Here is a 24,237-nt window from a genome sequence, read left to right as displayed (position 1 = left end):
TTCGTTTTTTAATTTTAATTTATATCATTCGTTTCAAACCAATTTCTGAATACTGATTCTTTATTAGAGCCGACAATTCGGTCCTGTTCCTTTCCTTTTTTGTAATGGACAATGGTAGGTGTGGATTCTATTTGATAATCATTCCAGCCCTTGTCGAACTCTAACACGTTGTATTGCACCAGGTCTATGCCCATCTTTTCAGCAAGCGGGGCAACAATTGGTGTAGTATTCCTGCAGTGAGGGCAAGTCGGGCTGTAGAAATAGACGGTAACATCCTCTTTATCCCCCAGCTTTTGTTCTAACTCTTCGGGAAGGATTAAGTTTTGGTAATTCGGATCATCCAGCTGATCGACAGTTGCTGATTGCAGGTTTTTCTTTCCGTAAGGATTCCCTTCAGATTTATCTTCTTTTTGAACATTTGTGATAATTGCAATTGCAGCAAATAAAACAATGATAATGCCCAAAAAAATAACGATCTTTTTCATGACGCTGCCTCCTTGGTTTTTTTCCATACGAGATAACTGCAGATAAAGATAATCACAAAAGCAATCAATGCCAGAAACGGAATCGTGATAAAGCCAAGCCAGTTAATGTATTGCCCTGTGCAGGGAACCTGACCGCAAGCAGGCGCGTGGTCAGAGAAAAACGACACCTTCTGAAGTAAATAATGGTATGCGGAGATCAACGCACCAATTACAGAAAGGATCATCGTGTAAAAACTGATCCAATAGTCCTTTTTTACAATGGCAATTCCTAATATGACCGTGAAAGGATACATGACAATTCTTTGATACCAGCACAGTTCGCAAGGTTCATACTGCTTGATCTCGGAGAAATATAAACTGCCGAACATAGCAATAATGGCCGCAGCCCATGCGATAAAAAGAATGTTTTCCTGATTGCTTTTCGTATTGTTCATCCATTCCCCACCTACTTATGATTTCTTAAAAATTATAGTATGTAATCCCATCCTGTGTAAAATATATAATCTTATCATCACACTTTTCTTATCATGCAGCCGAAGTGCTGTACTACATTTCCGCCACTTTTCTAATTAAATGTAATAATTGGCTTGAAAAAAGGGACAGCTACATATAGGGATCTATGCCTGGTGTCACTGCATAAGGCATCGTTTGAGCTTTAAGCGGAGGGGGTAAAAAGAAAGTTATATACATAGACGGAAACGTATGTCGGCGAGGGGACGTTCCCTTACGGACGGTTTATGCAGGAAAAGGAGTGCACAGCTTATGACAAAACTTGATTTACACAAATTTGAAAAGATAATGGAAATTCGAAATATGAAACATAGTGATATAGATGAAATTATCGCGATGCAAGCTGATTGCTTTCCAGGAATGGTCCCATGGAAACGTGAACAGCTTGAAAGCCATCTGGAAATCTTCCCGGAGGGCCAATTCTGTGCGGAGTATGACGGGAAAGTCATCGGTTCCTGTTCAAGCTTGATTATCAACTTTGATGAGTATGATGACCGCCATTCCTGGGATGATGTGACAGATAACGGCTATATCACAAACCATGATCAGAACGGCTATAACTTATATGGCATAGAAGTAATGGTCCATCCTGATTTCAGGCGGATGAAGATCGGGCAGCGGCTATATGAGGCAAGAAAAGAAATGGCTGCACAGATGAATCTGAAAAGCATCATTATTGGCGGACGTATCCCTAACTACCATAAACATGCCGAGGAATTGTCGCCGAAGGAATATGTACGGGAGGTCGAGCTTCATAAAATTTATGATCCGGTCCTTTCCTTTCAGCTTTTAAACGGCTTTACCCTTATGCGGATCAATCCAAATTATCTTCCGGATGATAAGGCATCCAATAAATATGCAACCTTGATGGAATGGAACAATGTCGATTATCATCCAAAATCAAAACGGCATTATAAAACGTCAGAACCGGTGCGTATTTGTGTTGTGCAATATATGATGCGGCAAATTGGCTCTTTTGACGATTTTGCGAGCCAAGTGGAATATTTTACGGACGTCGCATCGGATGCCAATGCTGATTTTGCCGTATTTCCAGAGCTCTTTACAACGCAGCTGATGTCTTTTCTGGAAGAAAGATCTCCGAGCCTTGCGATAAGAAAGCTCACTGAATTCACGGAATCTTACATTGAGCTGTTTACGACTTTAGCGGTACGCTACAATATAAATATTATTGGCGGATCCCACGTTGTGAAAGAGGACGATGAAAACATTTACAATATCGCTTATCTTTTTCGCAGAGATGGAACGATCGAGAAACAGTATAAAGTCCATATCACTCCGAATGAACAGAAATGGTGGGGCATCAGTGCCGGAGACCGTGTAAAGGTCTTTGATACGGACTGCGGCAGGATCGCCATCCAAATTTGTTATGATATTGAATTTCCGGAGCTGGCCCGGATTGCCACGGAAATGGGTGCAAAGATTATTTTTACTCCTTTTTGCACAGAAGACCGCCAAGGGTACCTGCGTGTCAGGTATTGTGCGCAGGCCCGTGCTGTAGAGAATCAAATTTACACAGTCATTTCCGGCACAGTCGGTAACTTGCCGCAAACCGAAAATATGGATATTCAATACGCGCAATCTGGAATCTTTGCACCGTCTGATTTTGAATTTGCCCGAGATGGAATCGTTGGGGAGACAAACCCGAACCTGGAAATGGTATTGATTGGGGATGTGGACCTAGAAATTTTGCGCCGGCAGCGGCAGTCAGGGACCGTACGGCAGCTAAAGGACAGACGACATGATATTTACAAAATCCAATATAACCGAAAATAACAGAACAAAAGCGCAAGCGCCTAAAAGGAACGTCGACTAACATCCGCCACGTCCTGTGGCGAACGTCGACGTCAGCACATCCTGTGCAAGTCCGACAAGCATAAGACGAGCAGCTGTATGGGGAGCGGTTTTCTCCCCATCAGATGATTGGCTTATGACCTCGAGGGGCTAGGCGCTGGAGCTGGACGCAGATAATCAAGATTAAGTTATCCACATAAATTCAATCTATAGTTTCCTTTACAGTAAAAAAAGCGGAAGCACCTAAAAAGGAACGTCAACTAAGATCTGCCACGTCCTGTGGCGAACGTCGACGTCAGCACATCCTCGAAAAGCTATCGCTTTCCTTCGTGCGATGTAAATGCTGCCGAAGAAGCGTCCCTTGTCCTGTGCGTCGGGGCTAGGCTGCTTGCGCTAAACACCAGTATAAATTGAAAAGTTATTTAATAAAAAAGAGGCTGATCTAAGAGTCAGCCTCTTTTTGTTTCGCTTTATTAGGAGTACCAGCCAAGTATTCCATTATTTTGCGTATAAAAATTTCCCATTTGCAAAAGCTATTTGTAAAATTATCTGCAGATCAGCCATATAAGAAAATATCTTGTGAAGACATTTCCGCGGCATGGTCCAAATACCGAAGTAAGACATACAGTTTTTCCTCGATTACCCTGTAATCATGTTCAAAGTTATATGCATGCAGAAAGTGCTCGATTTTCTTTGACAGAATGTTATCCTTCGTCCTGACCATTAAGATCAGCAAGTTATCCCATTCAGAACGATGTGTATAAAACAACGCCCGATCATAATCCGCTTTAATCATTTTATCTTCCTCCTTAAAGGAGTTACTTGTAGTTTGTTCAAATGTGAAGGAACATTCCCATACAATATGTGGAGAGGACGTAAGCCGCGACTGTTTCAATTTACCTGAATAAAAAAGCAGGTGTTTTTACATGAAGAAGATCATACTTTGCCTGGCCTGTCTCCTGTTTTTCCCCTGGCACATCCAGGCAGAAAATATTGTGGATATAAATCATATTTATACATATGAAAAAATGGAAGCAGATTTGAATACTTTACAGAAAAAATACAAGAAAATGGACATAAAAAAAATTGGCGAATCGCATCACGGCAGAGAAATTTGGGCGGCGAAACTCGGAAACGGCGAACAGGATATTTTGCTCGTTGGCGCCCATCATGGCAGGGAGTGGCTTACGGCATCCCTGTTAATGAAGATGCTTGAAACATACAATGCCGCATATGCCAAAAATCAATCAATTGATGGATTCTCAACGGGTATTCTCAATGAAGTCAGTATTTGGTTTGTTCCGATGCTAAATCCGGACGGTGTCACTATTCAGCAGGGGGACATGACCGGGCTTTCCTGGCCAGAAAAAGCGGCCCTATGGAGAATGAACAACCTGAGGTTCGACTACCGGAGATGGAAAGCAAACGGTATAGGAATTGATCTTAACCGACAATACCCGGCCGGCTGGAAAAACAGTAAAGCAAAAGCTAAACGCGCGCATTATCAATTCTATAAAGGAAGACATCCTTTACAGGCTAAAGAAGCTCTGGCATTAGCTAAATTCACCAGGGAAATTAAGCCGGAAATTGCTGCAGCGTACCATACTTCCGGGAGGGAAATATTCTGGTATTATCACAACAAACCGGAAAACGTTACCAGAGATTATCTAATAGCCAAAAAAATGGCGAGCTTGACTGGCTATGAGCTGTCCCTTCCTGAAAAACATGCAGTAGGAAGCGGATTTACGGATTGGTTCATTACCGAATTCAACCGTCCGGCATTAACAATTGAGCTTAGTTACCTTGTAGGGGAGACGAGTCCTCCGCTATCTGTTTTTGCAGAAGAGTGGGAGAGAAACAAAGCAGCGGGCCTTATGCTTGCAAATGAAGCGAAAAGTACAGGTAAGAAGAATAAGAATGACGATCTCTTTACATATTAAAGATATCAAAAGCAAACGAGGAGGCAGATCATGAAAAAAATTCTTGGTATTTTGTTTACAGTATGGATTATGTTCCAGGCAGGCACGGCTGGAGCACAAGCGCCTGATTATGAAAAGTACGGGAAAATAGCGATTATGGTCGTACAGGCTGATTATCCAGGTGAAGAAGTGACCGAATACCAATACCTTGGACGCAACAAATTAGAGAAACGTCAGGTAGAGGATTCCTTTTTATTTACAGTTAATGAAAATGGAAAGAAAGTCGATGTAACCGTCCGGGTCAGGCATAGTCTTACCAACAATAAAATGTTGAACTTGACTGTAGAAGAAATTAGAGGCTAGTATCCCGAAAAAGGCTGAGAATGAAAAGATATCGAAGTCTGGCGTCATTGTTCCGATTCTTCCATCATACATTGTCATAAGACTAAAAATGGGGGAGAAGCGATGAATATAGCGGAACAAAAAGCCCTGGAGTATACGATCAGTGAAATTACCGAGATTGCCAAAGGATTTGGCCTCGATTTTTATCCAATGCGCTATGAAATTTGCCCTTCTGAAATCATTTATACGTTCGGTGCCTATGGCATGCCGACACGTTTTTCTCACTGGAGCTTTGGAAAACAGTTCCACAAAATGAAGCTTCATTATGATTTTGGGTTAAGTAAAATTTATGAATTGGTGATCAATTCAAATCCATGTTATGCCTTTTTGCTCGATTCCAACGCGCTAATCCAGAATAAGTTGATTGTTGCCCATGTACTGGCTCACTGTGACTTTTTCAAAAATAATGTGCGTTTTCAGAATACAAAACGTGACATGGTAGAGAGCATGGCAGCCACCGCAGAACGAATCCGGCAATATGAGACAGAGTATGGCAAAAAGGAAGTGGAGACCTTCCTGGATGCAGTATTGGCCATTGAAGAGCATATTGATCCATCACTGGTCCGTCCAAAACTGCCCTGGACGATGGAGAATACAGAGGACGAAGAGGAAACAGCAAGAACTTCTTCTTCACCATACGACGATCTATGGTCGCTTGATCAAAAAGCCCAACAGCAGTCAAAACCTGTAAAGAAGAAAAAGAATTTCCCGCTGCAGCCCGAAAAAGACCTCCTTTTATTTGTTGAGCAATTCAGCAGGGAGCTGTCGGATTGGCAGCGTGACATCCTTACAATGATGCGGGAAGAAATGCTTTATTTCTGGCCGCAGCTTGAAACGAAAATCATGAACGAAGGCTGGGCATCATTCTGGCACCAACGGATCCTCCGCGAACTCGATCTGACATCAGATGAAGCGATCGAATTTGCGAAGCTGAATGCGGGCGTGGTGCAGCCTTCAAAAACAAGCATTAATCCATATTATTTAGGGCTTAAAATCTTTGAAGACATCGAAGAATGCTATAATAACCCGACCGAGGAAATGAAAAGGCGGGGTGTCAAGCCAGGATCTGGCCGGGAGAAAATGTTTGAGGTTCGCGAAATCGAAAGCGATATTTCCTTTTTGCGTAATTACCTATCCAAGGACCTGATAATGCGCGAAGATATGTATCTGTTCCAGAAACAGGGCAAGGATTATAAAATCGTCGATAAAGCCTGGGAGCAGGTACGCGACCAGCTCGTCAACATGCGCGTCAACGGAGGCTTCCCATATATCACAGTAAACGACGGTGATTATCTGCGTAATGGGGAACTGTATCTGAAGCATTGGTTTGAAGGAATTGAACTTGATATTAAATATACGGAGAAAGTTTTGCCTTACATCCATCAGCTATGGGGCCGCCCTGTCCACCTCGAATCAATGATGGAAAATAAAGAAGTTCTGTTTTCCTATGACGGGAAAGGGATCCATCGGAAATATTTATAAAACGGCTTTATCCAAAAAAAGAGCGTGCCTCGGGGGAGGCCACTGAAAAAGTCCCCTTAATGTAATAAAAAAGGTATAATTCCTCAATCTGTGAGGAGATTATACCTTTTTTTCTGTATAATCAAAGTATCATATACAGCCATTTAGGATATAAAAGGAGGCTAAACATGGCATGACTGTAGAAGCTGGCAGCATAATTACTTGGGAACGGACATTTACTGTAGAGGAAGTAGAATTATTTACAAAAATTTCAGGAGATGAGGGTGATCATCATATACATCCTGATGAACAGGGGCGTGTAGTCATTCAAGGATTATTGACGGCGACGCTGCCAACCAAAGTTGGCGGTGACTTTAACGTTCTGGCCCGCAAGATGTCTTTTGAATTTTTAAGACCTGTGTTTACCGGAGATACGATCCGTTGCGAAGTGAAAATTGAACAATTTGAAAGACAAAAAGAACGAATCGCCATGGCAGCTTCCTTTGTATGCATGAATCAAAATAAAAAAGAAGTCCTGAATGGCACTTTTTCGGGTATTATCTTGGATGGCATTTGATTTTCATCAAAAAGAGTAAACAACTTATTTCAACACCGTCCGAAAATGTTTTATTAAAAGTTGAAATAAGGACACTGGTATATCACTACCAAGTGTCCTTTTCACCTATTTAATGTTATAGATTTGAGGTGGTACCCTTTATTCTTACTTTACTGTTGCATTTTCCAAGAAGGAATCTGCCGTCTCGATTGTAGCGTAGAGGCTTCCGAGTGCAGCCATAAATGCGTCGTGGACATCAGTTGCTGGGATGTTACGTCCGCGAAACGATAGGTCTGGTGATGTGCAAGCGTCTTCGATGACGGTGCATTGGAAGCCGTTATCCACGGCTGCACGGGCCGTTGCGTCAATACACATGTGGCTCATCATGCCGCATACGACAACATGCTCCGTGCCAACTTCTTGAAGCTGATTAAGTAGCGTAGTCTCACGGAAGCTGTTCGGATAGTTCTTCTGGATGACCGTTTCTCCTTCGAGTGGCGCAACTGTTTCGTTAATGATGATTCCTTCTGTTCCTGGAGCGAAAAACGGCGCATTGGGATCATTGAAAATATGTTGGATGTGAAATGTTGGCATGTTTTTGCTACGGTAGAAATCGAGTAACTTTCGGGCATTTGCTGCTGCCTTATCGGGTTCATGCAGCTCCATGCGTCCATTTGGGAAATAATCGTTTTGAATGTCAACAAGAATTAAAGCAGTCTTTTCCATTTATTTTTCGCTCCTTATTTTTTCATTTATATTAACGACGAAATCTAAAGTAGACGACAAAACCGAAAAACCGGCGACTTAACTGAAAATTCCGCTACAAAACCAAAATCGAAAAATTAAGATGTATTAAATAAACAGGGACAAAAGCTTGCCCCTGTTATCATGATATTTTATTCAAACAAAGATAAATTAGTTTAAGTTAATCCAGACACTCTTAATTTCAGTATAGTTATCTAACGCATAGCTTCCCATTTCTCGACCAATTCCACTTTGTTTGTATCCTCCAAAAGGAGAAGCAGCATCAAAAGCGTTATAGCAGTTTACCCAAACGGTACCTGCTTTTAATTCATTGGCTACATAGTGTGCTTTTTTCACATCCTGTGTCCATAACCCTGCTGCTAAACCATATTCGGAGTTATTTGCACGGCGGATTACATCGTCTAAATCGTCAAACGGCATGGCAGCTACAACAGGGCCAAAGATTTCTTCTTTAGCAATCGTCATTTCATCGTTGACATCTGCAAAGATTGTCGGAGCTACAAAATAGCCATCTCCTTGACCGTAAACGCCGCCGGCTACAACTTCTGCACCTTCTGCTTTCCCTTTTTCAATATAGCTTCCCACACGTTGTAATTGTTCATCAGAAACCAATGGCCCTATTTGGGTAGATGGATCAAGCCCAGCCCCTTGCTTAATGTTTTGTGCATGAGCAGCTAAATCCGCTACCACATTATCATAGGATTTCTTCTGAATATAAAGACGAGAGCCCGCACAACAAACTTCCCCTTGGTTAAACATAATGCCTGCTAAAGCTCCAGGAATTGCTTTGCTCATATCGGCATCTGGCAAAATAATGTTAGGCGATTTCCCGCCCAGTTCAAGGGAGATCTTTTTAACTGTACCGGATGCTTGACGCATAATCATTTTTCCTACAGCCGTTGAACCTGTAAAGGCAATTTTGTCTACATCTGGGTGGTCTACAAGCGGTGACCCAGCTGTTTCTCCAAATCCAGGTATAACATTGAGAACCCCTGGCGGGAATCCTGCTTCAAGTGCTAATTGACCTAAGTATAAAGCCGATAACGGAGTCTGCTCCGCCGGTTTTAAAACGATCGTACAACCCGTAGCAAGGGCTGCTCCTAATTTCCACGCTGCCATAAGAAGAGGGAAATTCCAAGGAATAATTTGTCCTACCACACCAACCGCTTCATGGCGAGTATAGTTAAAGTAGTTTCCTGCAACTGGAATCGTTTGACCTACAATCTTTGTGGCCCATCCAGCATAATAACGGAAGTGATCGATGGCAAGAGGTACGTCTCCATTAGTCGTTTCACGAATCGGCTTCCCGTTATCTAATGTATCTAATTGTGCTAACTCTTCTTTGTGTACTTCCATTAAATCAGCTAATTTATAAATAAGGCGCCCGCGTTCAGAAGCACTCATTTTTTTCCACGAACCATTGTCAAAAGCTTGGCGGGCTGCTTTGACCGCCTTATCAACATCTTCTGGTCCTGCTTCGCTCACAACTGCCAATACTTTTCCGTTAGAAGGATCAAGAGTCTCAAAGGTTTGCCCAGAAGTAGCTTCTACCAATTCCCCATTAATCAAAAGTTTTTTAGTTCCTTTTAAAAATTCTTGTACACGTGGACTAATTCGAATTGTTTGTTCCATTAATAAAACCCCTTTTCATTTGGTATAAGAAAATGTTTGACCTAGTAAATTTGCTCCCACAATAGATAATGATGAAAACCTTTTCATGAAATCCTATCAAAACACAGCAGAAGGATAGTTTACCAGCGATCCAGTACAGTAACTCCCACTGTTTTAAACTCGCCCATTGACATTAATACATCACCAGCATCATCGAGGCCTACCGTCTGTGTAACCATTTTTTCAGGTTGTAAAGTATTGCTTTCGACCATTTGAAGCATTGCCGGATAACGATTTGCCTGCATTCCAAGTGAACCTATAATGGAAAGTTCTTTTTGAACAATCATATCAATTGGCAATGGAACCATGCCCTGTTCTTCTTGGGTTGTAAGACCTACTTGCAAATGACGTCCTCTTTTTCTCAAGCTGTTAACAGCATTTTGACATGTTGCTGTAATACCCAGTGCATCGACCGATACATGTGCGCCACCTTTTGTTAATTCTACAATTTCTCCGACAGCATCCTTTTCCTTGCCATTAATTGTAACGGCTGCACCTAGCTCTTTTGCCAGTGTAAGAGTATCGTTATTAATATCCACAGCAATCACTTTAGCACCCATAGCGGAAGCGATATGAATGGCAGAAAGACCAATACCACCGCAACCATGAACAGCAACCCATTCTCCAGGTTTAACCTGAACTTGGTCTACAATCCCATGAAATGAGGTCATAAATCTACAACCAAGTCCTGCTGTTCCTCAACACGGACAATGACACCATCTGGAGTCATTGTTGGATCTGGCATATTTAAGACCTCTAATGGCTTTTGAAGTTCAGTTAGTACCAATGCTTTCATTCTTTACAACTCCCATATATATTTTATGGACCTCGCTGGCTATGTACCACCGTGTTAACGATGGTCTTTTCATCGGTGTATGTAATCCTGTTCGTATGGTTGTTTTGTACCTCCCTTTCATTATCTTATTGAAATCAGGTTCTCAACTTGTTTTATGCAAGATTCGTGCCAAAAGAAAAAACCTAATAATTCCCCACTAAAGTAATTAACTGATTGTGATAAAAATATATACTGTTCTACTATGGAACATCATCGTGTTCCGCCTTGGAGCATTATTACTATTTTTGTATGACAGAAGGCAATCGTTGGCTATCTTTCTGAATCTTCTGTTACAATAGGTTATATTTGAGTTATTTCCAACTACCTTTACGGAGTACTTTACTAATGGGAGGTGTAATTCTATGTCAGTCAATTTTGATGCGTCTAAAGGAACAATACCTGCTTATATTCAAGAATCGTGGAAGCGCTGTCATTCAAAAGGACTTGAACTTACAACAATGGATAAAAAAAGTTCACTTGGAGAATATGAGCTCGCTGAATACTACGATCAATATGCAGAGCTCCTTTATTATTCCTCTCCTATTTTGAAAGACGTGTATGATTCGATTCACGGAACGGATTCCATACTATTACTTGCTGCACCAGAAGGGTATATCATTGATGCTGTTGGCGATCCTTCTTTTATTAGGAAAGCCGAAAATGTAGCCCTGCGGAAGGGGGCAAATTGGCTGGAGGAATCAAAGGGAACAAACGCTATTGGTACAGCGATTGTTGAAAAAAAACCAGTACTTGTTCACGGGAGCCAACATTTTTATCAGGATAATCATTTTCTTACTTGTGCAGCAACTCCAATTTTTCATCCGGATGGACGGCTTCTTGGTGTTTTAAATTTAAGTAGTCATCAACAAAACTATCATCCATTTTCTTTAAGTTTAGTCCAAAGAGTAGCGCATAGTATCAAACAATCCCTTTTATTAGCGGATACTCAAAAACAAACGAAAGATTTATATTTTATTTATGATCAGCATCCAAACTCCCTTATTACACTCAATAAAGAGGGAAACATCACAAGCCTCAATTTCGCTGCATCCCGTACCATTGGTTGTTCAGAGCAAAACGCGGTTGGCCAACCGATTGGGAGCATTATATCCGGACTTGATTCTTCTGCTTTGCTAAAAGGACAAGATCAAAACTTTTCGCTTAATAACCAGTTGTTTACCGTCCATACAGTTGCTAGTGATAACCAAGATCATTCCCGTGTAATTTTGCGGGTAGAGAAACAACAACAGAAAGGTCTAATCAGCCGATATCAATTTACAGATATTATTAATAATGACTCTCATTTGAATGAAACGATATCCATTGCTAAAAGGGCTGCCGACTTGGATATTAGCCTTCTTATTACTGGTGAAAGTGGTACAGGAAAAGAGCTGTTTGCTCAGTCTATTCATGGTGCCAGTTTAAGGAGTGATAAACCTTTTATTGCGATTAACTGCAGTGCTATTCCAGAAAGCTTATTAGAAAGTGAGTTATTTGGATATGAGAAAGGGGCCTTCACTGGAGCAAAAAGCGGGGGTCAAACAGGTAAGTTTGAAGCTGCAAATGGCGGTACTTTGTTCTTGGATGAAATTGGAGATATGCCCCTTACTGCCCAGGCCACATTACTTCGGGTACTGCAAGAACGCTGTGTGACACGTATCGGCGGTATTACTCCTCGCCCTATCGACGTGCGGATTATCGCCGCCACAAATAAAGACCTACAAAAAGAAATTGAAGCAGGCCAATTTCGTGCCGATTTATTTTTTCGTCTTAATGGCTTTACCTTAAAACTACCAGCACTACGGAATCGTACAGATATGCTGCTGTTAGCAGAACATATTTTATCTCAGTTACCCTTCAAAAAAGAAAAAGCAGAACTAACGGAAGACGCCAAAACATTTATTGTCGAATATGATTGGCCAGGGAACTTCCGAGAGATGCAAAACATTCTCCAACAGGCAGCTTTTCTAGCCGATCATAATCCGATTACAAAGGCCTTGCTTGTTTCCCTTTGCCCAACCTCAACCAAACGGAAAAATGAAGAAACAACAGAACAAAAGCCAACAAGCTTACTGGAACAAGAAATTCATCTTATTAAACAAACGTTAGAACGAACAAACGGAAATATTAGCTATGCTGCAAAACAACTGAATATCGGCCGAAATACGCTTTATCGGAAAATGAAAATGTATAATATCACGCTATGACGTACAATAGGGGGAGTAGTAAGGTTTCTATTCCATTCTTCGGGTTAGAGGCATTATTGTTACTTGAAAAACAAAGAGTATAAACCATTGGTTTAGGAGTATTCAACTGCCTAGTGTACAAAAAAAGGAGGGGGATGAATGATCATCCCCCTCCTTTTACTTATATTTGTTCTGGTTGTTTTCGTAAAGGTTTTAATGCGCCGCTCCAAGCGATCACTTGGTCAAGCATAAGATTCATATTATCAAGGTGTAAATCAGCTGGTTTAAACTCACTGAAGTTTTCAAAGTCTGTAAATAATGACAATGTTGGGTGTATACGAACGTCGGCAACTAGTAATTCTCCTAAGATTCCACGTAAATGTTCAGCTGCACGAGCTCCACCTGTTGAACCATAGCTTACGATACCTGCTGCCTTATTGTTCCATTCATCACGTGCTGAATCAAGTGCATTTTTTAATGCTCCTGTAATGCTGTGATTGTATTCTTGAACAATAAATACGAATCCATCGAAGCTAGCAAGTCTTTCTGGCCAAGCTGTTAATCCTGGTTCTTCACCAGTACCTTCTCCTAAAAACGGCAATTTGAAGTCTGCAATATCTACGATTTCGTAATTTGCATCTCCACGTTTGTCAGCTATATCCTTTACCCATTTTCCTACTTGTGGGCTTAAACGTCCTTGACGTGTGCTTCCTAAGATAATCCCGATATTTAATTTTTCCACTTGTTGTTCCTCCTCATTGGTTGATCCACCAAATAATTTGTTAAAAAACGCCATGCTGCACCACCTATAATACCTTTTACTAGGTATTCTATATTTTCTGTAAAGCCTCAATATTTTAATTATCTCTAATTAAAGTATTTTGAACATGAGATAATATAACACGGTATATTTATTTTGTCAAAACACAAGGTAATATAAAGAAAATTATAGATGGTTCTTCTTGTTCTCTTGCTCAATCCAAGATTAATACGTTTTTATTACTTTTCGCTTAAATGGAAGCAACTTTCGCTTGAAAATCCACTTTTTCGCTTAAATCGGGTTTTGTTCGCTTAATTATCTGTATTTTCGCTTAAAAAAAGAGATTTAGTTACATTTAGTTTAAGAAAAGTTTGCTGTATACTTAAGGAAAGTTTGCTCATATCATGAAAGAGTAGAGGAAGTGGAGAAGTGAGAAAATTTTCTTTAATTGTAACCCTGATAGCGCTATTGATCATAAAATCAATTCCTGTGGAGGCACATACAGGCTTGGCATCCTCGACACCGGATAATGGAGAAGTGTTGAAAAAGTCTCTCCACGAAATCGTTTTACATTTTGAAACGGACATTGAATCATTGAGTACGATGAAGTTATTCGATGAATCGAATAAGGAAATTCCTTTACAGGGTGTAACCGTAGAGAAAAATGTAATGAGTGCGAGTATTGGCACGCCTTTAAACAATGGGTCTTACAAAATTAACTGGAACATTGTCGGAAAAGATGGCCATGTTATACAAGGTGACATCCCTTTTCAAATTGCACAGGAAGAGGAGAAACAGGCAGTTAAACCGGAGAGTGAAATAAAAAAGGAAACGCCTACTCAGAATCAACCCGAGAAAAAGAATATTGTTAATGAGGATAAAGAGACTCCGATCTTTACTTATATCATTATTGGTTTTGTCGTCTTACTCATAGTCGGATTTCTGCTCCTGAGAAGGAAAAGGTAATAACAAATGAATGTATTGATTGTCTTATTGGAATTGTGCAGCTATATTTTCTTCTCCCTGCTGATGGGCCATGTTGTATTGTTATTTGTAAGTGACGATAGAAAACCAGCCATACAGATGTCTAAACCCTGGCTTTTAATTAGCATATTAGGAATTATTCTCTGTTCTTTAGGTCCTGTTCTGCAGGTGGTTGCCCACTTTAATGGAGTCATGAGCGTGAGTGAGACCCTGATGACTGTGATAACGGACTTTCAGGTCGGAAAGGCATGGCTGGTAATTTCGTGGGTGTCCATTTTTCTATGGTTTACGACTCTTCATAATGGCTCCCGCTATCTTCAGGCATTTTGGATGTTATGTTTAATCACTGCAGTAGGTTATGCCAGCCATGTCGCTTCATTATCGTTTGTGGCAGGCTGGGCGATGCATTCGATCCATTTACTATCTGTTACCTTATGGGCCGGTGTGCTGCTTCATGTATCCTGGTTTGCAAAGGATGGGAAAAATCTGCACTCCTTCCTTAAATGGTTTTCCACTTTTGCTGCGATATGCATGGCGATCATTCTCTCGAGTGGCTTTGCGGTTATGCTTTTTGTAGTGGATGTGAAGGATTATGTGAATTCCTGGGTACTATCCTATGGGCAGACGTTATTATTGAAGCATCTAAGTATCATACCGCTTTTGGCACTTGCCTTCGTAAATATGTATCTAACAAGGAAAGGGAAAAAGGGTGGGTTTAATCCATTCCCATTCTTAAGAGCAGAAAGCATTCTTTTCTTTATTGTGATTGGTTTCACAGGCCTTTTGGGGACGCTTTCTCCTCCACATAATATTGATTTTACTGTCGATTCGGAGGGGGCTGCCAAGTGGGCACAATTTATGGCAGGCGGTACGATAAGTTCGCCTGTCCATCTAACCATTCAATCCGGTCAGATACTGGAAGGGGTTTCTCTGATCACCTTTTCCATTGCCTTTTTAGGGATGCTTGCATACTCGATCCGCAAAAAAGCTTCGATAGTATGGTATGTATTGTTCAGTGTATGCTTTATTGCAAGTGCATACTTTGGGCTAAATCGTTTATATTTATAAAGGATGGTCCTATCAATAAAGGCAGCCGGCGTCCTATGCAGGCTGCTTTTATTATGCATTCTGGCTAATTTGCCGTACATACAATGACAATTAAGTGTACTTCCTAATATAAAAGGGAAAATAAAAAAATATAAAGATTGAACTTTTTTTGCTAATCCGACATAATATATATGAGCATATATTCATGTATATAGAAAGAAGTGATTTTCTATGGGACATCATCACGGGCATTCACATGGTCACAGCCACAGTCATGGCTCAGAAAATAAGAAAGCGTTATTTTGGTCATTTCTATTAATTACTGCCTTTATGGTAGTTGAAGTAATCGGCGGTTTGGCAACAAATAGTTTGGCATTGCTGTCGGATGCCGGCCATATGCTAAGCGATGCCGTGGCACTGGGATTAAGTTTATTCGCTATTAAGCTGGGGGAACGACAAGCATCGCGAACCAAAACCTATGGGTATAGACGATTTGAAATTATTGCTGCTGCTATAAATGGGGTAACCTTGATTGCCATATCCCTTTACATCTTTTATGAGGCATACCACCGCTTTTTTAACCCGCCGGAAGTGCAAAGCACGGGAATGCTGCTGATCTCCGTTCTGGGGCTGGTTGTTAATATTGTCGCTGCCTGGATATTAATGAAGGGTGATAAGGACGAAAATCTAAATGTAAAAAGTGCGTTTCTCCATGTTTTAGGAGATATGCTTGGTTCTGTAGGTGCAATCGCGGCCGCATTGCTTATCATGTTTTTTGGATGGGGCATCGCTGACCCGATTGCAAGCGTAGTAGTATCAATTCTTGTTCTCATTAGCGGCTGGAGGGTGACAAGGGAATCTTTCCATGTATTAATGGAGGGGACTCCTTCTCAAATTGATGTGCAAAAAGTAAAAGCATCCCTGCAGAATATACCGCTTGTTAAGGAAGTACATGACCTTCATATCTGGTCGATCACTTCGGAGCTGACGATGTTAAGCTGTCATATGGCAATAACAGGAGAAGGAAATCATGATGTAGTATTGCTTCATGCTCAATCCGTTCTCCATAATGATTTCGGGATAGAGCACAGTACGATTCAGGTTGAACTCGTTGACAACGGATGCCCAAGCCCCCATGGCACCTGCAATTAATGATGGTGGGCGTGTTCAATGGTCTGTTTTAAGATATCCATGACATGTTCATCATCATGAGAGTAATAAAGTGATGTGCCTTCCCTCCTGAACTTGACTAGACGTAAGTTTTTCAGGAAACGCAGCTGGTGGGAGACTGTGGATTGTAGCAGGGAAAGTTTCTCGGCAATTTCATTAACAGAGTATTCTCCGCCAAATAATAAATGCAGGATACGCAGCCGGGTCGGATCCGATAAAGCTTTAAAGGTTTGGGAAACGATAAACATTGTTTCTTCGTCCAAATCCCCCGGTGAAGCTTGATTGTTTTCCTTTTCATTCTTCACATAAATCAACCTCCTACGCCTTATTATAGCGATAACAAGCAAGAAAAAAAATCATGGAGCTGAAAAGCGCATGATTTTTTTAGAAAAATGGGTAAATCAGCCAGGTTCGGGAATGATATGAATCAAAAGGAGGGGTTCGAGATGAAAGAACCAGAGAAGCAGGTCAATGGAGAAACCGGTGATGATGGCATGATGGAGCTATTTGAAATTATAAACGCCAAAGGCGATGTCGGCGAAATAAATGAAATACTAAGCAGAGAGAAAAAGGGGGAAGACCATAGCTTAACCTGTAACAATGAGTTATTCAATAAAGAATTATGGGCGATTGTTGACGATACGGAGAAAGAAGACTAGAAACAGTTTTCATGCTGCTTTTACACATGCATCAAAAAGGCTGACAGACTTGTAAATATCCTGTCGGCTTTTTTTTATTGTCGAAAAAGAATTGACATATAAGTGTCATAATAGGTTGAAATTCAAATTCCAAAAATAGTATACTTGAGTTAAGAAATTCCATGGATGGGTGACCGTTTCTTGTTAAGGGAATCACTTCAATAATAACCTGTACAGGGGAGAGATCACCAGAATATAATTGGTAATGAACGGATATAAATTTATCATAGTAGTACAATGCGGTTGTTTTTCATGGAAAAGTATTTTGATAAGGTAGTATTTTTGCGGTTTAGAATATGGGAAACTTTGAATGCGGGTGTGAATAAATTGAAAAAAGGTATACTGCTATCGGCGTTAGTTGGAGTGGTCGGCTGTTTGGGTTTATTGGTTAGTCAAGGAGGGGAAGCCTCTGGAACCTCCGAAAAAGAACTTCAAGGGTTAAGCAAGCATTTTAAAAAAGAAACTATGCTCTCCGAGAAAGAATTTGTTGAACCGGATCTTGTTTTTGTTGACTCGAGAAATGGGGATGAATTACAAAAGTTACAAGCATCTTCTTTCAGAAGCAAAGAAGATGCCAGGAATGTTGCTGAGAAATTGGAAGCGAAATATGACCAGCCAATGATTCCTGCCAGATTGGCCAGTGATGGTAAATTAAAGGCAGGGCAGGCCCGGGTTGTAGTGGATCAAGCTGCACTCATAAAAGAGCTTGAAAACGTGACTGCTTTCCAGAGAGTAATAGAAGTGCCAATCAGTGAAACGGCGCCCAATGCTACAGCTGGAGCGGTTGCAAATATCGATCAAACTATGTTAGGGAACTTCATCACAAAATTCGATCCGACTGTAACCGGAAGAACGGCAAATATAGCTCTTTCCGCGCAGGAAATCAACCAAATCATTCTCGGTCCCGGAGACCGGTTTTACTTTAATCTGATTGTTGGTGAACGGACTCCTGAAAGAGGCTATCAAAAAGCTAAGGAGATAGTAAATAAAGAGTATGTAGAAGGGATTGGCGGAGGAATTTGCCAGACATCCAGCACGCTGTATAATGCAATTGACCAGGCGGGCTTAGGAATTATCGAACTTCACCACCACTCGAAGCAGGTCGGATATGTACCAAAAGATCGGGATGCTACGGTTTCATATGGAGGGAAGGATTTTAAATTCTTGAACAATAAGGACTTTCCTGTGATGATTAAAACGATAATGAATAGGGAAAGTGGCACTCTCGAAATTCAGGTAAAAGCTGCTGCACAAAATGTAGCCAAAAGCTAGAAAAAAGGTGGAAACGTAAAGTTTCCACCTTTTTTCTGCTCCATCATTATCATTTTTTATTTTTCAATTTTAGCACTTGTCCAACCGTGGAATCTAAATATAGAGAATGAAAATAAAAAATAGCCTAACATCTATTTGACATATTACTGTGTTATATTTTTTTCAACTATGTGGCTAATGATAAGTGAGAGTAAAGGAGGTCCCTGTTTGAAAACGATAGTAATAGTGGAAGATGAAAGAGCGATTTCGATGGTGCTAAAAGCATACCTTCAGCGAGAAGGTTTTCAGGTTATCCAGGTTTTTGACGGGGAAGAGGCTTTGGCCGTCTTTGACGAAAGCAATCCAGATCTGGTTTTGCTTGATGTCATGCTTCCCGGAAAAGACGGTTGGGAAATACTAAAGGAAATCCGCCGGAAGGATTCATGCCCAGTGATCATGCTGACTGCGCTGGGCGATATAAATTATAAATTAGTGGGTTTCAAGAAGGGAGCGGATGATTATGTTTCAAAGCCGTTTGTTGCAGAAGAAGTAGTTGCAAGAGTGCATGCTGTTTTAAGGCGCTCAGCAGGCATCCTTCCAGCAGAGAATGTTAGGCAGTTTGGAAGTTTGAAAGTGGATCTGGATTCATACAGCATCCAGATAAACGGAAATGAGATAAGCCTTACACCAAGAGATCTCTCCTTATTTATCTTTTTTGCTAAAAATCTGAACCGTATCTATACAAGAGAACAGTTAATCGAGCAGGTTTGGGGTATGGATTATGACGGCAGTGACCGTGCCGTCGATTTAGCCATCAAACGAATCCGTAAAGCGCTTGAAAATTGGCCTGCTTCTGAAGGGGAAATCAAAACTTTGCGGGGATTGGGGTATCAATTGTGTGTTTATGAAAACTGAAAAACGAACGACACTTCTAAGGTATTGGACAACACGTTATTTGCTTACCCTTTGTGTGGGCTTACTGTTACTGGCTGTTGTCTCCATGTGGTGGATGCAGCAAACTGCACTTGAATACAGGCTGAATTTGTTAAAGTATTTAGCCGATGAAACATCCGACCGCGCCATCAAGGATAACGGCCAAGTTGTCATTGGCCCGATTTTATGGGGAATCATTGATGATCGGGAGAAAATTCTCCATCTGAATAAAGAGCCGATCATCTATCTAACCGATCCTAAAGGACAAATCAGCTTTACGAAGCCGCAAATTGATATAAAAGAGGGCGAAAACCATATACAACAATCGATCCTTGATAATAAAGACAGTATTCAAAAAGTAGAATTGAAGGATGGCAACGAGGTATATGTGGTAAAATCGCCAATTAATTATGCCCAACAGCAGATTGGCTGGGTTATCATCGTTCAGGAGGAAGATTCGTTGAAGGAGGTTAACCAGGATCATGGCTTGTTAGCGATTATGCTGTGCGGTCTTGGGATTCTGGGATGGGCGGTTATCTATGTGTTATCACGGAAAATTTCAAAACCGATCCGGGATGTAGCGAAGGCAGCTGTGCAAATCCGTGAAGGAAACTATGATATCGAGTTATACGAAGATGCCCGAGAGGAAGAAATCTACGAACTGATCCAATCGTTTAAAGAGATGACGAACCGGTTGACGCAGCTTGAAAAATTGCGGGCTGAGTTGTTTGCTGGTGTGACCCATGATTTAAAGACGCCTGTGACCTCAATCAGCGGACTTGTGCAGGCGGTGAAGGATGATGTGGTAACCGGAGGAGAAAGCAAAGAATTTCTCGAGATTTCTTTGAAAGAAATTAGAAGGCTTCAAACAATGATTGAAGATCTCCTTGATTTCAACGCAATCTCTTCAGGCGCATTCACGATTAAGGTGAAACAGAAGAACTTAAATGAACTGATTGAAGAGATTGCCTATCAGTGGAAAGTTACCCAGGAGGACCAACATTTCAATTTAGATGTGAAGGTCCCCGAAAAAGTGACTTTTGGACTGGCAGACCCGCTTCGATTGCAGGAAATCATCATTAATTTATTAAATAATGCAAAACAAGCATTAGCAGAGGATGGAAACATTGAAATTTCCTTGTATAAAGGTGAAACGTCCAAGGTAAATATTGATGTGAAAGATAATGGAAAGGGAATTCCTTTGAATGAACAGCGCTATATTTTTGAACCGTTTTACAGGGGAGAAAAGAAAAAGTTGAAAGTGCGAGGCCTGGGACTTGGACTCCCTTTCAGCAGAATGCTTGCCAAGGCGCAAAAAGGTGATCTCGTTCTCAAAAAAAGCAGCGAGAATGGAACCATCTTTACGATAACCCTCATGGGAACGTAGCTCCGAATAAAAAAGGTTGCCCAATTTTAATCGGGCAACCTTTTATAGCTAATTTATTAAACTGATTGCTCTCCACAGTTGGATATTACGGACTTTACGGGGAAGAAAACGGCCCATTTCTTCTTCGTTATAGCCTGCGTGTAAATTTTTATGATCAAAAATAATCGGACGGCGCAGTAAATCAGGATTTTCCTGGATGATCTTGCAAAGCTCGTTGAGAGGGGTGTTATTAATATCTACATTCAGATCTTTGAACTTCTTAGAACGTGTGGAAATGATTTCATCTGTACCGCCCTCTGTTTTTCTGAGAACTTCCTTTATTTCTTCCACCGATAACGGTTGTGCATATATATTTCTTTCGTTATAAGTGATGTCATTTTTCTGAAGCCAGGCTTTTGCCTTTCTGCATGCCAGGCTGCTTGGAGTAGTGAAAATAGTAATCATTTGATCGACTCCTTTAATTTTTAAAAATTTCAATAGTTACAGCATTTTTGGTTGGGAATTTGTGATACCCTTACTTTATCTTTACATTGTGTCAGCAAAATGTCAGGGAAATATTTTTTGTGGACAAATTTATTTTTTCCTGATTCATTGTACAGGTATAATCAAGTTGATACAAAACATCCAAAAGAAAAAGAAAGAAAACCGTTAGATGATTATTTACAGGGAGATAAAGCAATGAATATGTTGAAAAATTATGGATTTAAGGACATAAGCTAAGGATGGCAGCCGATTTTTGGTCACCAGTCAGCTTATCGATCAAGATTGCACTGCTTTCAGGCATTATCGTTTTCATATTAGGTACTGTAGCAGCACGAATGATGGCAGGAAAGAAGTTTAATGGGAGTGTACTGATCGAAACTCTTTTTTTGCTCCCGCTTGTACTCCCGCCTTCTGTCGTCGGTTTTTTGCTAATCGTTATCTTTGGGAATAACAGTCCCGCTGGCAGAGCGATTGAATGGCTGTTTCATATGCCAGTCATGTTCACCTGGTGGGCCGCCGTTATAGCCTCGATCGTCGTTGCTTTTCCACTGATGTATCAGTCAGCTAAAACGGGCTTTGAAGCGATTGATGGAGACATCGAAAATGCGGCCCGTGTCGATGGAGCCAGTGAATGGAAAGTATTTATCCGGGTATCCCTGCCTCTCGCGGTAAAGGCCATTCTTGCCGGGGCCATCCTTAGCTTTGCAAGAGCACTCGGTGAATTTGGCGCTACATTAATGTTTGCCGGTAACATTCCCGGCAGGACCCAGACGATGTCAACAGCGATTTATGTGGCAATGGATTCAGGAAACATGCAAATGGCATGGCTCTGGGTCGGGACAATGATTATCATTTCTTTCGTTATGCTCGTTTTGGTTCATATTATCAGGGAATGACCTTTTTTTAGCAGATCAAACGGTTATCTTTTCTCAAATAGACTCAAATAAAATCCGGGAGCTGCTTCAATATCTCTTATCAACTTGAAACCATTTTTTAGATAAAGACTGATAGCAGGGTGGTTATCCTTTCCAGTCGAAACAATCATTCTTTCTGGACTTCCTTCATTTTGGAGATGGGCCAGTAACTTTTGGGCGATTCCTTTTCTGAAGTGGGCTGGATCAACGATTAACCGGCAAATATGCACCGTTTCGTCCTCAAGCGAGTAAGAGACGGCTCCAACAAGCTTTTCATCGATAAAGTACCCTATGAACTCTTCCTGGCAGGATAGGAGTTCATCAAATGTTTCCTTTAACGGAGGGATATCGAGAAAACCGATTAGCTCGGCTTCAATAGTGTAGGACTTTTGTTGAACAGTATACAATTCATTGGCTAATGAAAGGTTTTGCAAGTCCACTTTTCGAAGCATCATTTCAACTGCCTTTTCCTGTTTTATTACATCTGGTGTTGCCTGTCATCGAGCCTGTGTTATAATCAGTCAAAGAAATTGTACTACGAAATGAGGATGTTGTGTGCTAACTTTTGAAGAAAAACTGGAAATTATCGAATCGTACCCTGAGCTGCAAAGAAAAGATGTATCGCTTGGCCGAGTCAACTTTCATTTTGAAGGAAGCGTGTATGATAAAAAAATCGTAGTCCAGCATTTGCATCCGAATGGAAACGGGTTTGTCTATGCGGGCCATTTACCTAGAAAAGCAAGTGATAAAAAAGGTTTCATCAACATCAGGGAATATTCTGAGGAACAGCTCCGGAAAATATTGCAGGCGAGCATTTCTTACTTATCGGCATTTTCCGAGACCGGCGAGGAAGAAAACGCGGATCAAGAAATAGAGGGTACCTGGGTTGGACCGCAAAAACAGGAGCTTACAGTTGTCAATGAAGATCTGCTGTGGAATGTGTATGCCGGCATAAATCTTGAAGAATGTTTTGAATCGCCAGTTGAGGCAACACGTTACTTAATGGAAGAAGGATTTCGAAAAAAATCGGTATAGATATAATATCGGCTTGTGGAAAAAGCTGTAACTAATTTTTTAAATGACCTTGTTTTTTAAAATATACCCTGTTATAATATATTCAATTATTTTTGTGGGGAATAAGGTTACAGAGCGATTCACGAAAAGTTTCCTCTTAAGACATTATCCTAAATCAAGAATAGTTATAAAAGGATTTTTTCCAAACGGGAGGAAATATACATGGTACAAGGGAAAGTTAAATGGTTTAATGCAGAAAAAGGTTTCGGTTTCATCGAAGTAGAAGGTCAAGACGACGTATTCGTACACTTCTCTGCTATCCAAGGTGAAGGTTTCAAAACTCTTGAAGAAGGCCAAGAAGTTTCTTTCGAAATCGAGCAAGGCGCTCGTGGACCTCAAGCTGCTAACGTTCAGAAGTAATGGAACGCTAAAAAAGACCCCATCCGGGGTCTTTTTTATTGGTCTTTTATCAGTTATATCGACCGAGCCTGTTTAAAATGGATTCCAAATGGTATCATTTTGATGAAACCATTCTTGGTAAAGTATCGCTATGAGGTGTTAATATGGATCTTTTTTTCATCATGATTGGCGGGTTTCTTGGAACGATATGCCGTTATCAAGCAGGAGAATGGTTACAGGCTGAAAATGGATTTCCGCTCTCGACTCTGATTATAAATCTTTTGGGCTGTTTTTTGCTCGGCTGGCTACATTCCTTTTCAGGACGGAAAACAAAGAGAAATCCGAGGCTCGTCCTGGTTCTAGGTACTGGCTTCATTGGATCTTTTACAACCTTCTCGGCATTTTCAATCGAAACAGTCATGCTTGCAGAGTCAGGACATATTTGGCTGGCTATTTTATACGTCGTGATCAGTATCTCGTTCGGATTGCTTTTTACCGTAGCAGGTAAAGTTTTTTCGGAATTCTTTGCTTTAACAAAGAGTGATGCAGTGTGATTTGGCTACTTGGGGCGGGAGGGGCATTGCTGTCTCTTATA

28 protein-coding genes are annotated in these 24,237 nt (G+C 40.9%); 17 read left to right on the top strand and 11 right to left on the bottom strand.

Translation table 11 applies throughout. From position 1 onward, the window contains the following. Positions 1 to 14: 14 nt before the first annotated feature. Together ELQ35_RS18095 and ELQ35_RS18090 are read right to left on the bottom strand one after the other, a co-directional pair. Positions 15 to 485, bottom strand: coding sequence for a thioredoxin family protein (locus ELQ35_RS18095; RefSeq protein ID WP_126866608.1), 471 nt, complete (start codon positions 483 to 485; stop codon positions 15 to 17). Continuing rightward, positions 482 to 919 carry a disulfide oxidoreductase gene (locus ELQ35_RS18090; RefSeq protein WP_126866607.1) on the bottom strand — a complete coding sequence of 146 codons (438 nt, stop codon included), beginning with the start codon at positions 917 to 919 and terminating at the stop codon, positions 482 to 484. Before ELQ35_RS18090 ends, ELQ35_RS18095 begins: the two co-directional genes overlap by 4 nt. Positions 920 to 1,247: 328 nt before the next feature. On the opposite strand from ELQ35_RS18090, the gene ELQ35_RS18085 reads away from it, so the two are divergent. Then, complete coding sequence (locus tag ELQ35_RS18085) at positions 1,248 to 2,789, top strand: bifunctional GNAT family N-acetyltransferase/carbon-nitrogen hydrolase family protein (protein WP_126866606.1); 1,542 nt, start codon at positions 1,248 to 1,250, stop codon at positions 2,787 to 2,789. 574 nt (positions 2,790 to 3,363) lie between these two features. Here the strand turns inward: ELQ35_RS18085 and ELQ35_RS18080 are convergent. Then, positions 3,364 to 3,603 carry a YhdB family protein gene (locus ELQ35_RS18080; RefSeq protein ID WP_126866605.1) on the bottom strand — a complete coding sequence of 80 codons (240 nt, stop codon included), beginning with the start codon at positions 3,601 to 3,603 and terminating at the stop codon, positions 3,364 to 3,366. 130 nt (positions 3,604 to 3,733) lie between these two features. Here ELQ35_RS18080 and ELQ35_RS18075 point away from each other — a divergent pair, with 130 nt between their 5' ends. The 4 genes from ELQ35_RS18075 to ELQ35_RS18060 all read left to right on the top strand — a co-directional run bounded on the left by ELQ35_RS18075 (position 3,734) and on the right by ELQ35_RS18060 (position 7,166). After that, positions 3,734 to 4,747 (top strand): M14 family zinc carboxypeptidase, encoded by a 1,014-nt coding sequence (locus ELQ35_RS18075; RefSeq protein WP_126866604.1) that lies wholly within the window; start codon positions 3,734 to 3,736, stop codon positions 4,745 to 4,747. A gap of 30 nt (positions 4,748 to 4,777) precedes the next feature. Next, entirely contained in the window at positions 4,778 to 5,089 is a 312-nt protein-coding gene (locus ELQ35_RS18070; protein WP_126866603.1) for a DUF3889 domain-containing protein, read from the top strand. 102 nt (positions 5,090 to 5,191) lie between these two features. Then, on the top strand, positions 5,192 to 6,610 hold the full coding sequence (locus tag ELQ35_RS18065; RefSeq protein WP_126866602.1) for a SpoVR family protein: 1,419 nt from the start codon (positions 5,192 to 5,194) through the stop codon (positions 6,608 to 6,610). 172 nt (positions 6,611 to 6,782) lie between these two features. Beyond that, on the top strand, positions 6,783 to 7,166 hold the full coding sequence (locus ELQ35_RS18060; protein ID WP_126866601.1) for a hotdog family protein: 384 nt from the start codon (positions 6,783 to 6,785) through the stop codon (positions 7,164 to 7,166). A 144-nt stretch (positions 7,167 to 7,310) separates the two neighbouring features. On the opposite strand, the gene ELQ35_RS18055 is transcribed toward ELQ35_RS18060, so the two are convergent. The 4 genes from ELQ35_RS18055 to ELQ35_RS23495 form a co-directional block, all read right to left on the bottom strand. Continuing rightward, the gene (locus ELQ35_RS18055; protein ID WP_126866600.1) at positions 7,311 to 7,871 is read right to left on the bottom strand and encodes a cysteine hydrolase family protein; all 561 of its coding nucleotides are present in this window, start codon (positions 7,869 to 7,871) and stop codon (positions 7,311 to 7,313) included. Between the two features lie 189 nt (positions 7,872 to 8,060). Then, a complete protein-coding gene (locus ELQ35_RS18050; RefSeq protein ID WP_126866599.1) occupies positions 8,061 to 9,542 on the bottom strand; it encodes an aldehyde dehydrogenase family protein in 1,482 nt (493 codons plus the stop codon). Between the two features lie 119 nt (positions 9,543 to 9,661). Further along, positions 9,662 to 10,252: a zinc-binding dehydrogenase gene (locus ELQ35_RS18045; protein ID WP_126866598.1), complete on the bottom strand. Its 591-nt coding sequence runs from the start codon at positions 10,250 to 10,252 to the stop codon at positions 9,662 to 9,664. Further along, positions 10,249 to 10,377, bottom strand: coding sequence for a hypothetical protein (locus ELQ35_RS23495; RefSeq protein WP_281278138.1), 129 nt, complete (start codon positions 10,375 to 10,377; stop codon positions 10,249 to 10,251). The genes ELQ35_RS18045 and ELQ35_RS23495 overlap by 4 nt, the downstream gene beginning before the upstream one ends. 401 nt (positions 10,378 to 10,778) lie before the next feature. On the opposite strand from ELQ35_RS23495, the gene ELQ35_RS18040 reads away from it, so the two are divergent. After that, complete coding sequence (locus tag ELQ35_RS18040) at positions 10,779 to 12,623, top strand: sigma-54-dependent Fis family transcriptional regulator (protein WP_126866597.1); 1,845 nt, start codon at positions 10,779 to 10,781, stop codon at positions 12,621 to 12,623. Positions 12,624 to 12,783: 160 nt separating this feature from the next. Here ELQ35_RS18040 and ELQ35_RS18035 read toward each other — a convergent pair whose 3' ends face one another. Beyond that, positions 12,784 to 13,398 carry an NADPH-dependent FMN reductase gene (locus ELQ35_RS18035; RefSeq protein ID WP_126866596.1) on the bottom strand — a complete coding sequence of 205 codons (615 nt, stop codon included), beginning with the start codon at positions 13,396 to 13,398 and terminating at the stop codon, positions 12,784 to 12,786. Positions 13,399 to 13,791: 393 nt separating this feature from the next. Here ELQ35_RS18035 and ELQ35_RS18030 point away from each other — a divergent pair, with 393 nt between their 5' ends. The 3 genes from ELQ35_RS18030 to ELQ35_RS18020 all read left to right on the top strand — a co-directional run bounded on the left by ELQ35_RS18030 (position 13,792) and on the right by ELQ35_RS18020 (position 16,545). Next, positions 13,792 to 14,328 (top strand): copper resistance CopC family protein, encoded by a 537-nt coding sequence (locus ELQ35_RS18030; RefSeq protein WP_126866595.1) that lies wholly within the window; start codon positions 13,792 to 13,794, stop codon positions 14,326 to 14,328. Between the two features lie 6 nt (positions 14,329 to 14,334). Beyond that, positions 14,335 to 15,414, top strand: a complete 1,080-nt coding sequence (locus tag ELQ35_RS18025) for a copper resistance D family protein (protein WP_126866594.1) — start codon at positions 14,335 to 14,337, stop codon at positions 15,412 to 15,414. Positions 15,415 to 15,624: 210 nt separating this feature from the next. Beyond that, entirely contained in the window at positions 15,625 to 16,545 is a 921-nt protein-coding gene (locus tag ELQ35_RS18020) for a cation diffusion facilitator family transporter (RefSeq protein WP_126866593.1), read from the top strand. On the opposite strand, the gene ELQ35_RS18015 is transcribed toward ELQ35_RS18020, so the two are convergent. After that, a complete protein-coding gene (locus ELQ35_RS18015) occupies positions 16,542 to 16,811 on the bottom strand; it encodes an ArsR/SmtB family transcription factor (RefSeq protein WP_126866651.1) in 270 nt (89 codons plus the stop codon). The genes ELQ35_RS18020 and ELQ35_RS18015 overlap by 4 nt on opposite strands. A gap of 198 nt (positions 16,812 to 17,009) precedes the next feature. Between ELQ35_RS18015 and ELQ35_RS18010 the strand changes: the two genes are divergently transcribed. The 4 genes from ELQ35_RS18010 to ELQ35_RS17995 all read left to right on the top strand — a co-directional run bounded on the left by ELQ35_RS18010 (position 17,010) and on the right by ELQ35_RS17995 (position 20,832). Beyond that, positions 17,010 to 17,222: a hypothetical protein gene (locus ELQ35_RS18010; RefSeq protein WP_126866592.1), complete on the top strand. Its 213-nt coding sequence runs from the start codon at positions 17,010 to 17,012 to the stop codon at positions 17,220 to 17,222. Positions 17,223 to 17,588: 366 nt separating this feature from the next. Next, positions 17,589 to 18,533, top strand: a complete 945-nt coding sequence (locus tag ELQ35_RS18005; protein ID WP_246026124.1) for a VanW family protein — start codon at positions 17,589 to 17,591, stop codon at positions 18,531 to 18,533. A gap of 207 nt (positions 18,534 to 18,740) precedes the next feature. Then, a complete protein-coding gene (locus ELQ35_RS18000) occupies positions 18,741 to 19,427 on the top strand; it encodes a response regulator transcription factor (RefSeq protein ID WP_126866591.1) in 687 nt (228 codons plus the stop codon). Then, complete coding sequence (locus tag ELQ35_RS17995) at positions 19,417 to 20,832, top strand: HAMP domain-containing sensor histidine kinase (RefSeq protein WP_246026129.1); 1,416 nt, start codon at positions 19,417 to 19,419, stop codon at positions 20,830 to 20,832. The genes ELQ35_RS18000 and ELQ35_RS17995 overlap by 11 nt, the downstream gene beginning before the upstream one ends. A 48-nt stretch (positions 20,833 to 20,880) precedes the next feature. Here the strand turns inward: ELQ35_RS17995 and spx are convergent, their stop codons facing one another. Then, the gene (spx, locus tag ELQ35_RS17990) at positions 20,881 to 21,276 is read right to left on the bottom strand and encodes a transcriptional regulator Spx (RefSeq protein WP_126866589.1); all 396 of its coding nucleotides are present in this window, start codon (positions 21,274 to 21,276) and stop codon (positions 20,881 to 20,883) included. A 278-nt stretch (positions 21,277 to 21,554) separates the two neighbouring features. Between spx and modB the strand changes: the two genes are divergently transcribed. Beyond that, positions 21,555 to 22,211: a molybdate ABC transporter permease subunit gene (gene modB / locus ELQ35_RS17985; protein WP_126866588.1), complete on the top strand. Its 657-nt coding sequence runs from the start codon at positions 21,555 to 21,557 to the stop codon at positions 22,209 to 22,211. A 23-nt stretch (positions 22,212 to 22,234) separates the two neighbouring features. Here modB and ELQ35_RS17980 read toward each other — a convergent pair whose 3' ends face one another. Beyond that, positions 22,235 to 22,684 carry a GNAT family N-acetyltransferase gene (locus tag ELQ35_RS17980; protein WP_246026123.1) on the bottom strand — a complete coding sequence of 150 codons (450 nt, stop codon included), beginning with the start codon at positions 22,682 to 22,684 and terminating at the stop codon, positions 22,235 to 22,237. A 100-nt stretch (positions 22,685 to 22,784) separates the two neighbouring features. Here ELQ35_RS17980 and ELQ35_RS17975 point away from each other — a divergent pair, with 100 nt between their 5' ends. The 3 genes from ELQ35_RS17975 to crcB all read left to right on the top strand — a co-directional run bounded on the left by ELQ35_RS17975 (position 22,785) and on the right by crcB (position 24,196). Continuing rightward, positions 22,785 to 23,264: a hypothetical protein gene (locus tag ELQ35_RS17975; RefSeq protein WP_126866587.1), complete on the top strand. Its 480-nt coding sequence runs from the start codon at positions 22,785 to 22,787 to the stop codon at positions 23,262 to 23,264. A gap of 201 nt (positions 23,265 to 23,465) precedes the next feature. Further along, the gene (locus tag ELQ35_RS17970; RefSeq protein WP_028393295.1) at positions 23,466 to 23,663 is read left to right on the top strand and encodes a cold-shock protein; all 198 of its coding nucleotides are present in this window, start codon (positions 23,466 to 23,468) and stop codon (positions 23,661 to 23,663) included. Between the two features lie 143 nt (positions 23,664 to 23,806). Continuing rightward, positions 23,807 to 24,196 carry a fluoride efflux transporter CrcB gene (gene crcB / locus ELQ35_RS17965; RefSeq protein WP_126866586.1) on the top strand — a complete coding sequence of 130 codons (390 nt, stop codon included), beginning with the start codon at positions 23,807 to 23,809 and terminating at the stop codon, positions 24,194 to 24,196. The last annotated feature ends 41 nt before the right edge of the window (positions 24,197 to 24,237 follow it).

The organism is Peribacillus cavernae (assembly GCF_003989135.1).
In the GTDB taxonomy this organism is placed as follows: Bacteria; Bacillota; Bacilli; order Bacillales; family DSM-1321; genus Peribacillus; species Peribacillus cavernae.
Note: the sequence above shows the minus strand (reverse complement) of the source record. Positions and strands in the feature narration are given on the sequence as shown.

Bases quoted from the DNA above. Each gene is read 5' to 3' on its own strand.
- ELQ35_RS18095 (WP_126866608.1), bottom strand. From the start codon at position 485: ATGAAAAAGATCGTTATTTTTTTGGGCATTATCATTGTTTTATTTGCT.
- ELQ35_RS18090 (WP_126866607.1), bottom strand. From the start codon at position 919: ATGAACAATACGAAAAGCAATCAGGAAAACATTCTTTTTATCGCATGG.
- ELQ35_RS18085 (WP_126866606.1), top strand. From the start codon at position 1,248: ATGACAAAACTTGATTTACACAAATTTGAAAAGATAATGGAAATTCGA.
- ELQ35_RS18080 (WP_126866605.1), bottom strand. From the start codon at position 3,603: ATGATTAAAGCGGATTATGATCGGGCGTTGTTTTATACACATCGTTCT.
- ELQ35_RS18075 (WP_126866604.1), top strand. From the start codon at position 3,734: ATGAAGAAGATCATACTTTGCCTGGCCTGTCTCCTGTTTTTCCCCTGG.
- ELQ35_RS18070 (WP_126866603.1), top strand. From the start codon at position 4,778: ATGAAAAAAATTCTTGGTATTTTGTTTACAGTATGGATTATGTTCCAG.
- ELQ35_RS18065 (WP_126866602.1), top strand. From the start codon at position 5,192: ATGAATATAGCGGAACAAAAAGCCCTGGAGTATACGATCAGTGAAATT.
- ELQ35_RS18060 (WP_126866601.1), top strand. From the start codon at position 6,783: ATGACTGTAGAAGCTGGCAGCATAATTACTTGGGAACGGACATTTACT.
- ELQ35_RS18055 (WP_126866600.1), bottom strand. From the start codon at position 7,871: ATGGAAAAGACTGCTTTAATTCTTGTTGACATTCAAAACGATTATTTC.
- ELQ35_RS18050 (WP_126866599.1), bottom strand. From the start codon at position 9,542: ATGGAACAAACAATTCGAATTAGTCCACGTGTACAAGAATTTTTAAAA.
- ELQ35_RS18045 (WP_126866598.1), bottom strand. From the start codon at position 10,252: ATGACCTCATTTCATGGGATTGTAGACCAAGTTCAGGTTAAACCTGGA.
- ELQ35_RS23495 (WP_281278138.1), bottom strand. From the start codon at position 10,377: ATGAAAGCATTGGTACTAACTGAACTTCAAAAGCCATTAGAGGTCTTA.
- ELQ35_RS18040 (WP_126866597.1), top strand. From the start codon at position 10,779: ATGTCAGTCAATTTTGATGCGTCTAAAGGAACAATACCTGCTTATATT.
- ELQ35_RS18035 (WP_126866596.1), bottom strand. From the start codon at position 13,398: ATGGCGTTTTTTAACAAATTATTTGGTGGATCAACCAATGAGGAGGAA.
- ELQ35_RS18025 (WP_126866594.1), top strand. From the start codon at position 14,335: ATGAATGTATTGATTGTCTTATTGGAATTGTGCAGCTATATTTTCTTC.
- ELQ35_RS18020 (WP_126866593.1), top strand. From the start codon at position 15,625: ATGGGACATCATCACGGGCATTCACATGGTCACAGCCACAGTCATGGC.
- ELQ35_RS18015 (WP_126866651.1), bottom strand. From the start codon at position 16,811: ATGTTTATCGTTTCCCAAACCTTTAAAGCTTTATCGGATCCGACCCGG.
- ELQ35_RS18010 (WP_126866592.1), top strand. From the start codon at position 17,010: ATGAAAGAACCAGAGAAGCAGGTCAATGGAGAAACCGGTGATGATGGC.
- ELQ35_RS17995 (WP_246026129.1), top strand. From the start codon at position 19,417: ATGAAAACTGAAAAACGAACGACACTTCTAAGGTATTGGACAACACGT.
- spx (WP_126866589.1), bottom strand. From the start codon at position 21,276: ATGATTACTATTTTCACTACTCCAAGCAGCCTGGCATGCAGAAAGGCA.
- modB (WP_126866588.1), top strand. From the start codon at position 21,555: ATGGCAGCCGATTTTTGGTCACCAGTCAGCTTATCGATCAAGATTGCA.
- ELQ35_RS17980 (WP_246026123.1), bottom strand. From the start codon at position 22,684: ATGATGCTTCGAAAAGTGGACTTGCAAAACCTTTCATTAGCCAATGAA.
- ELQ35_RS17970 (WP_028393295.1), top strand. From the start codon at position 23,466: ATGGTACAAGGGAAAGTTAAATGGTTTAATGCAGAAAAAGGTTTCGGT.
- crcB (WP_126866586.1), top strand. From the start codon at position 23,807: ATGGATCTTTTTTTCATCATGATTGGCGGGTTTCTTGGAACGATATGC.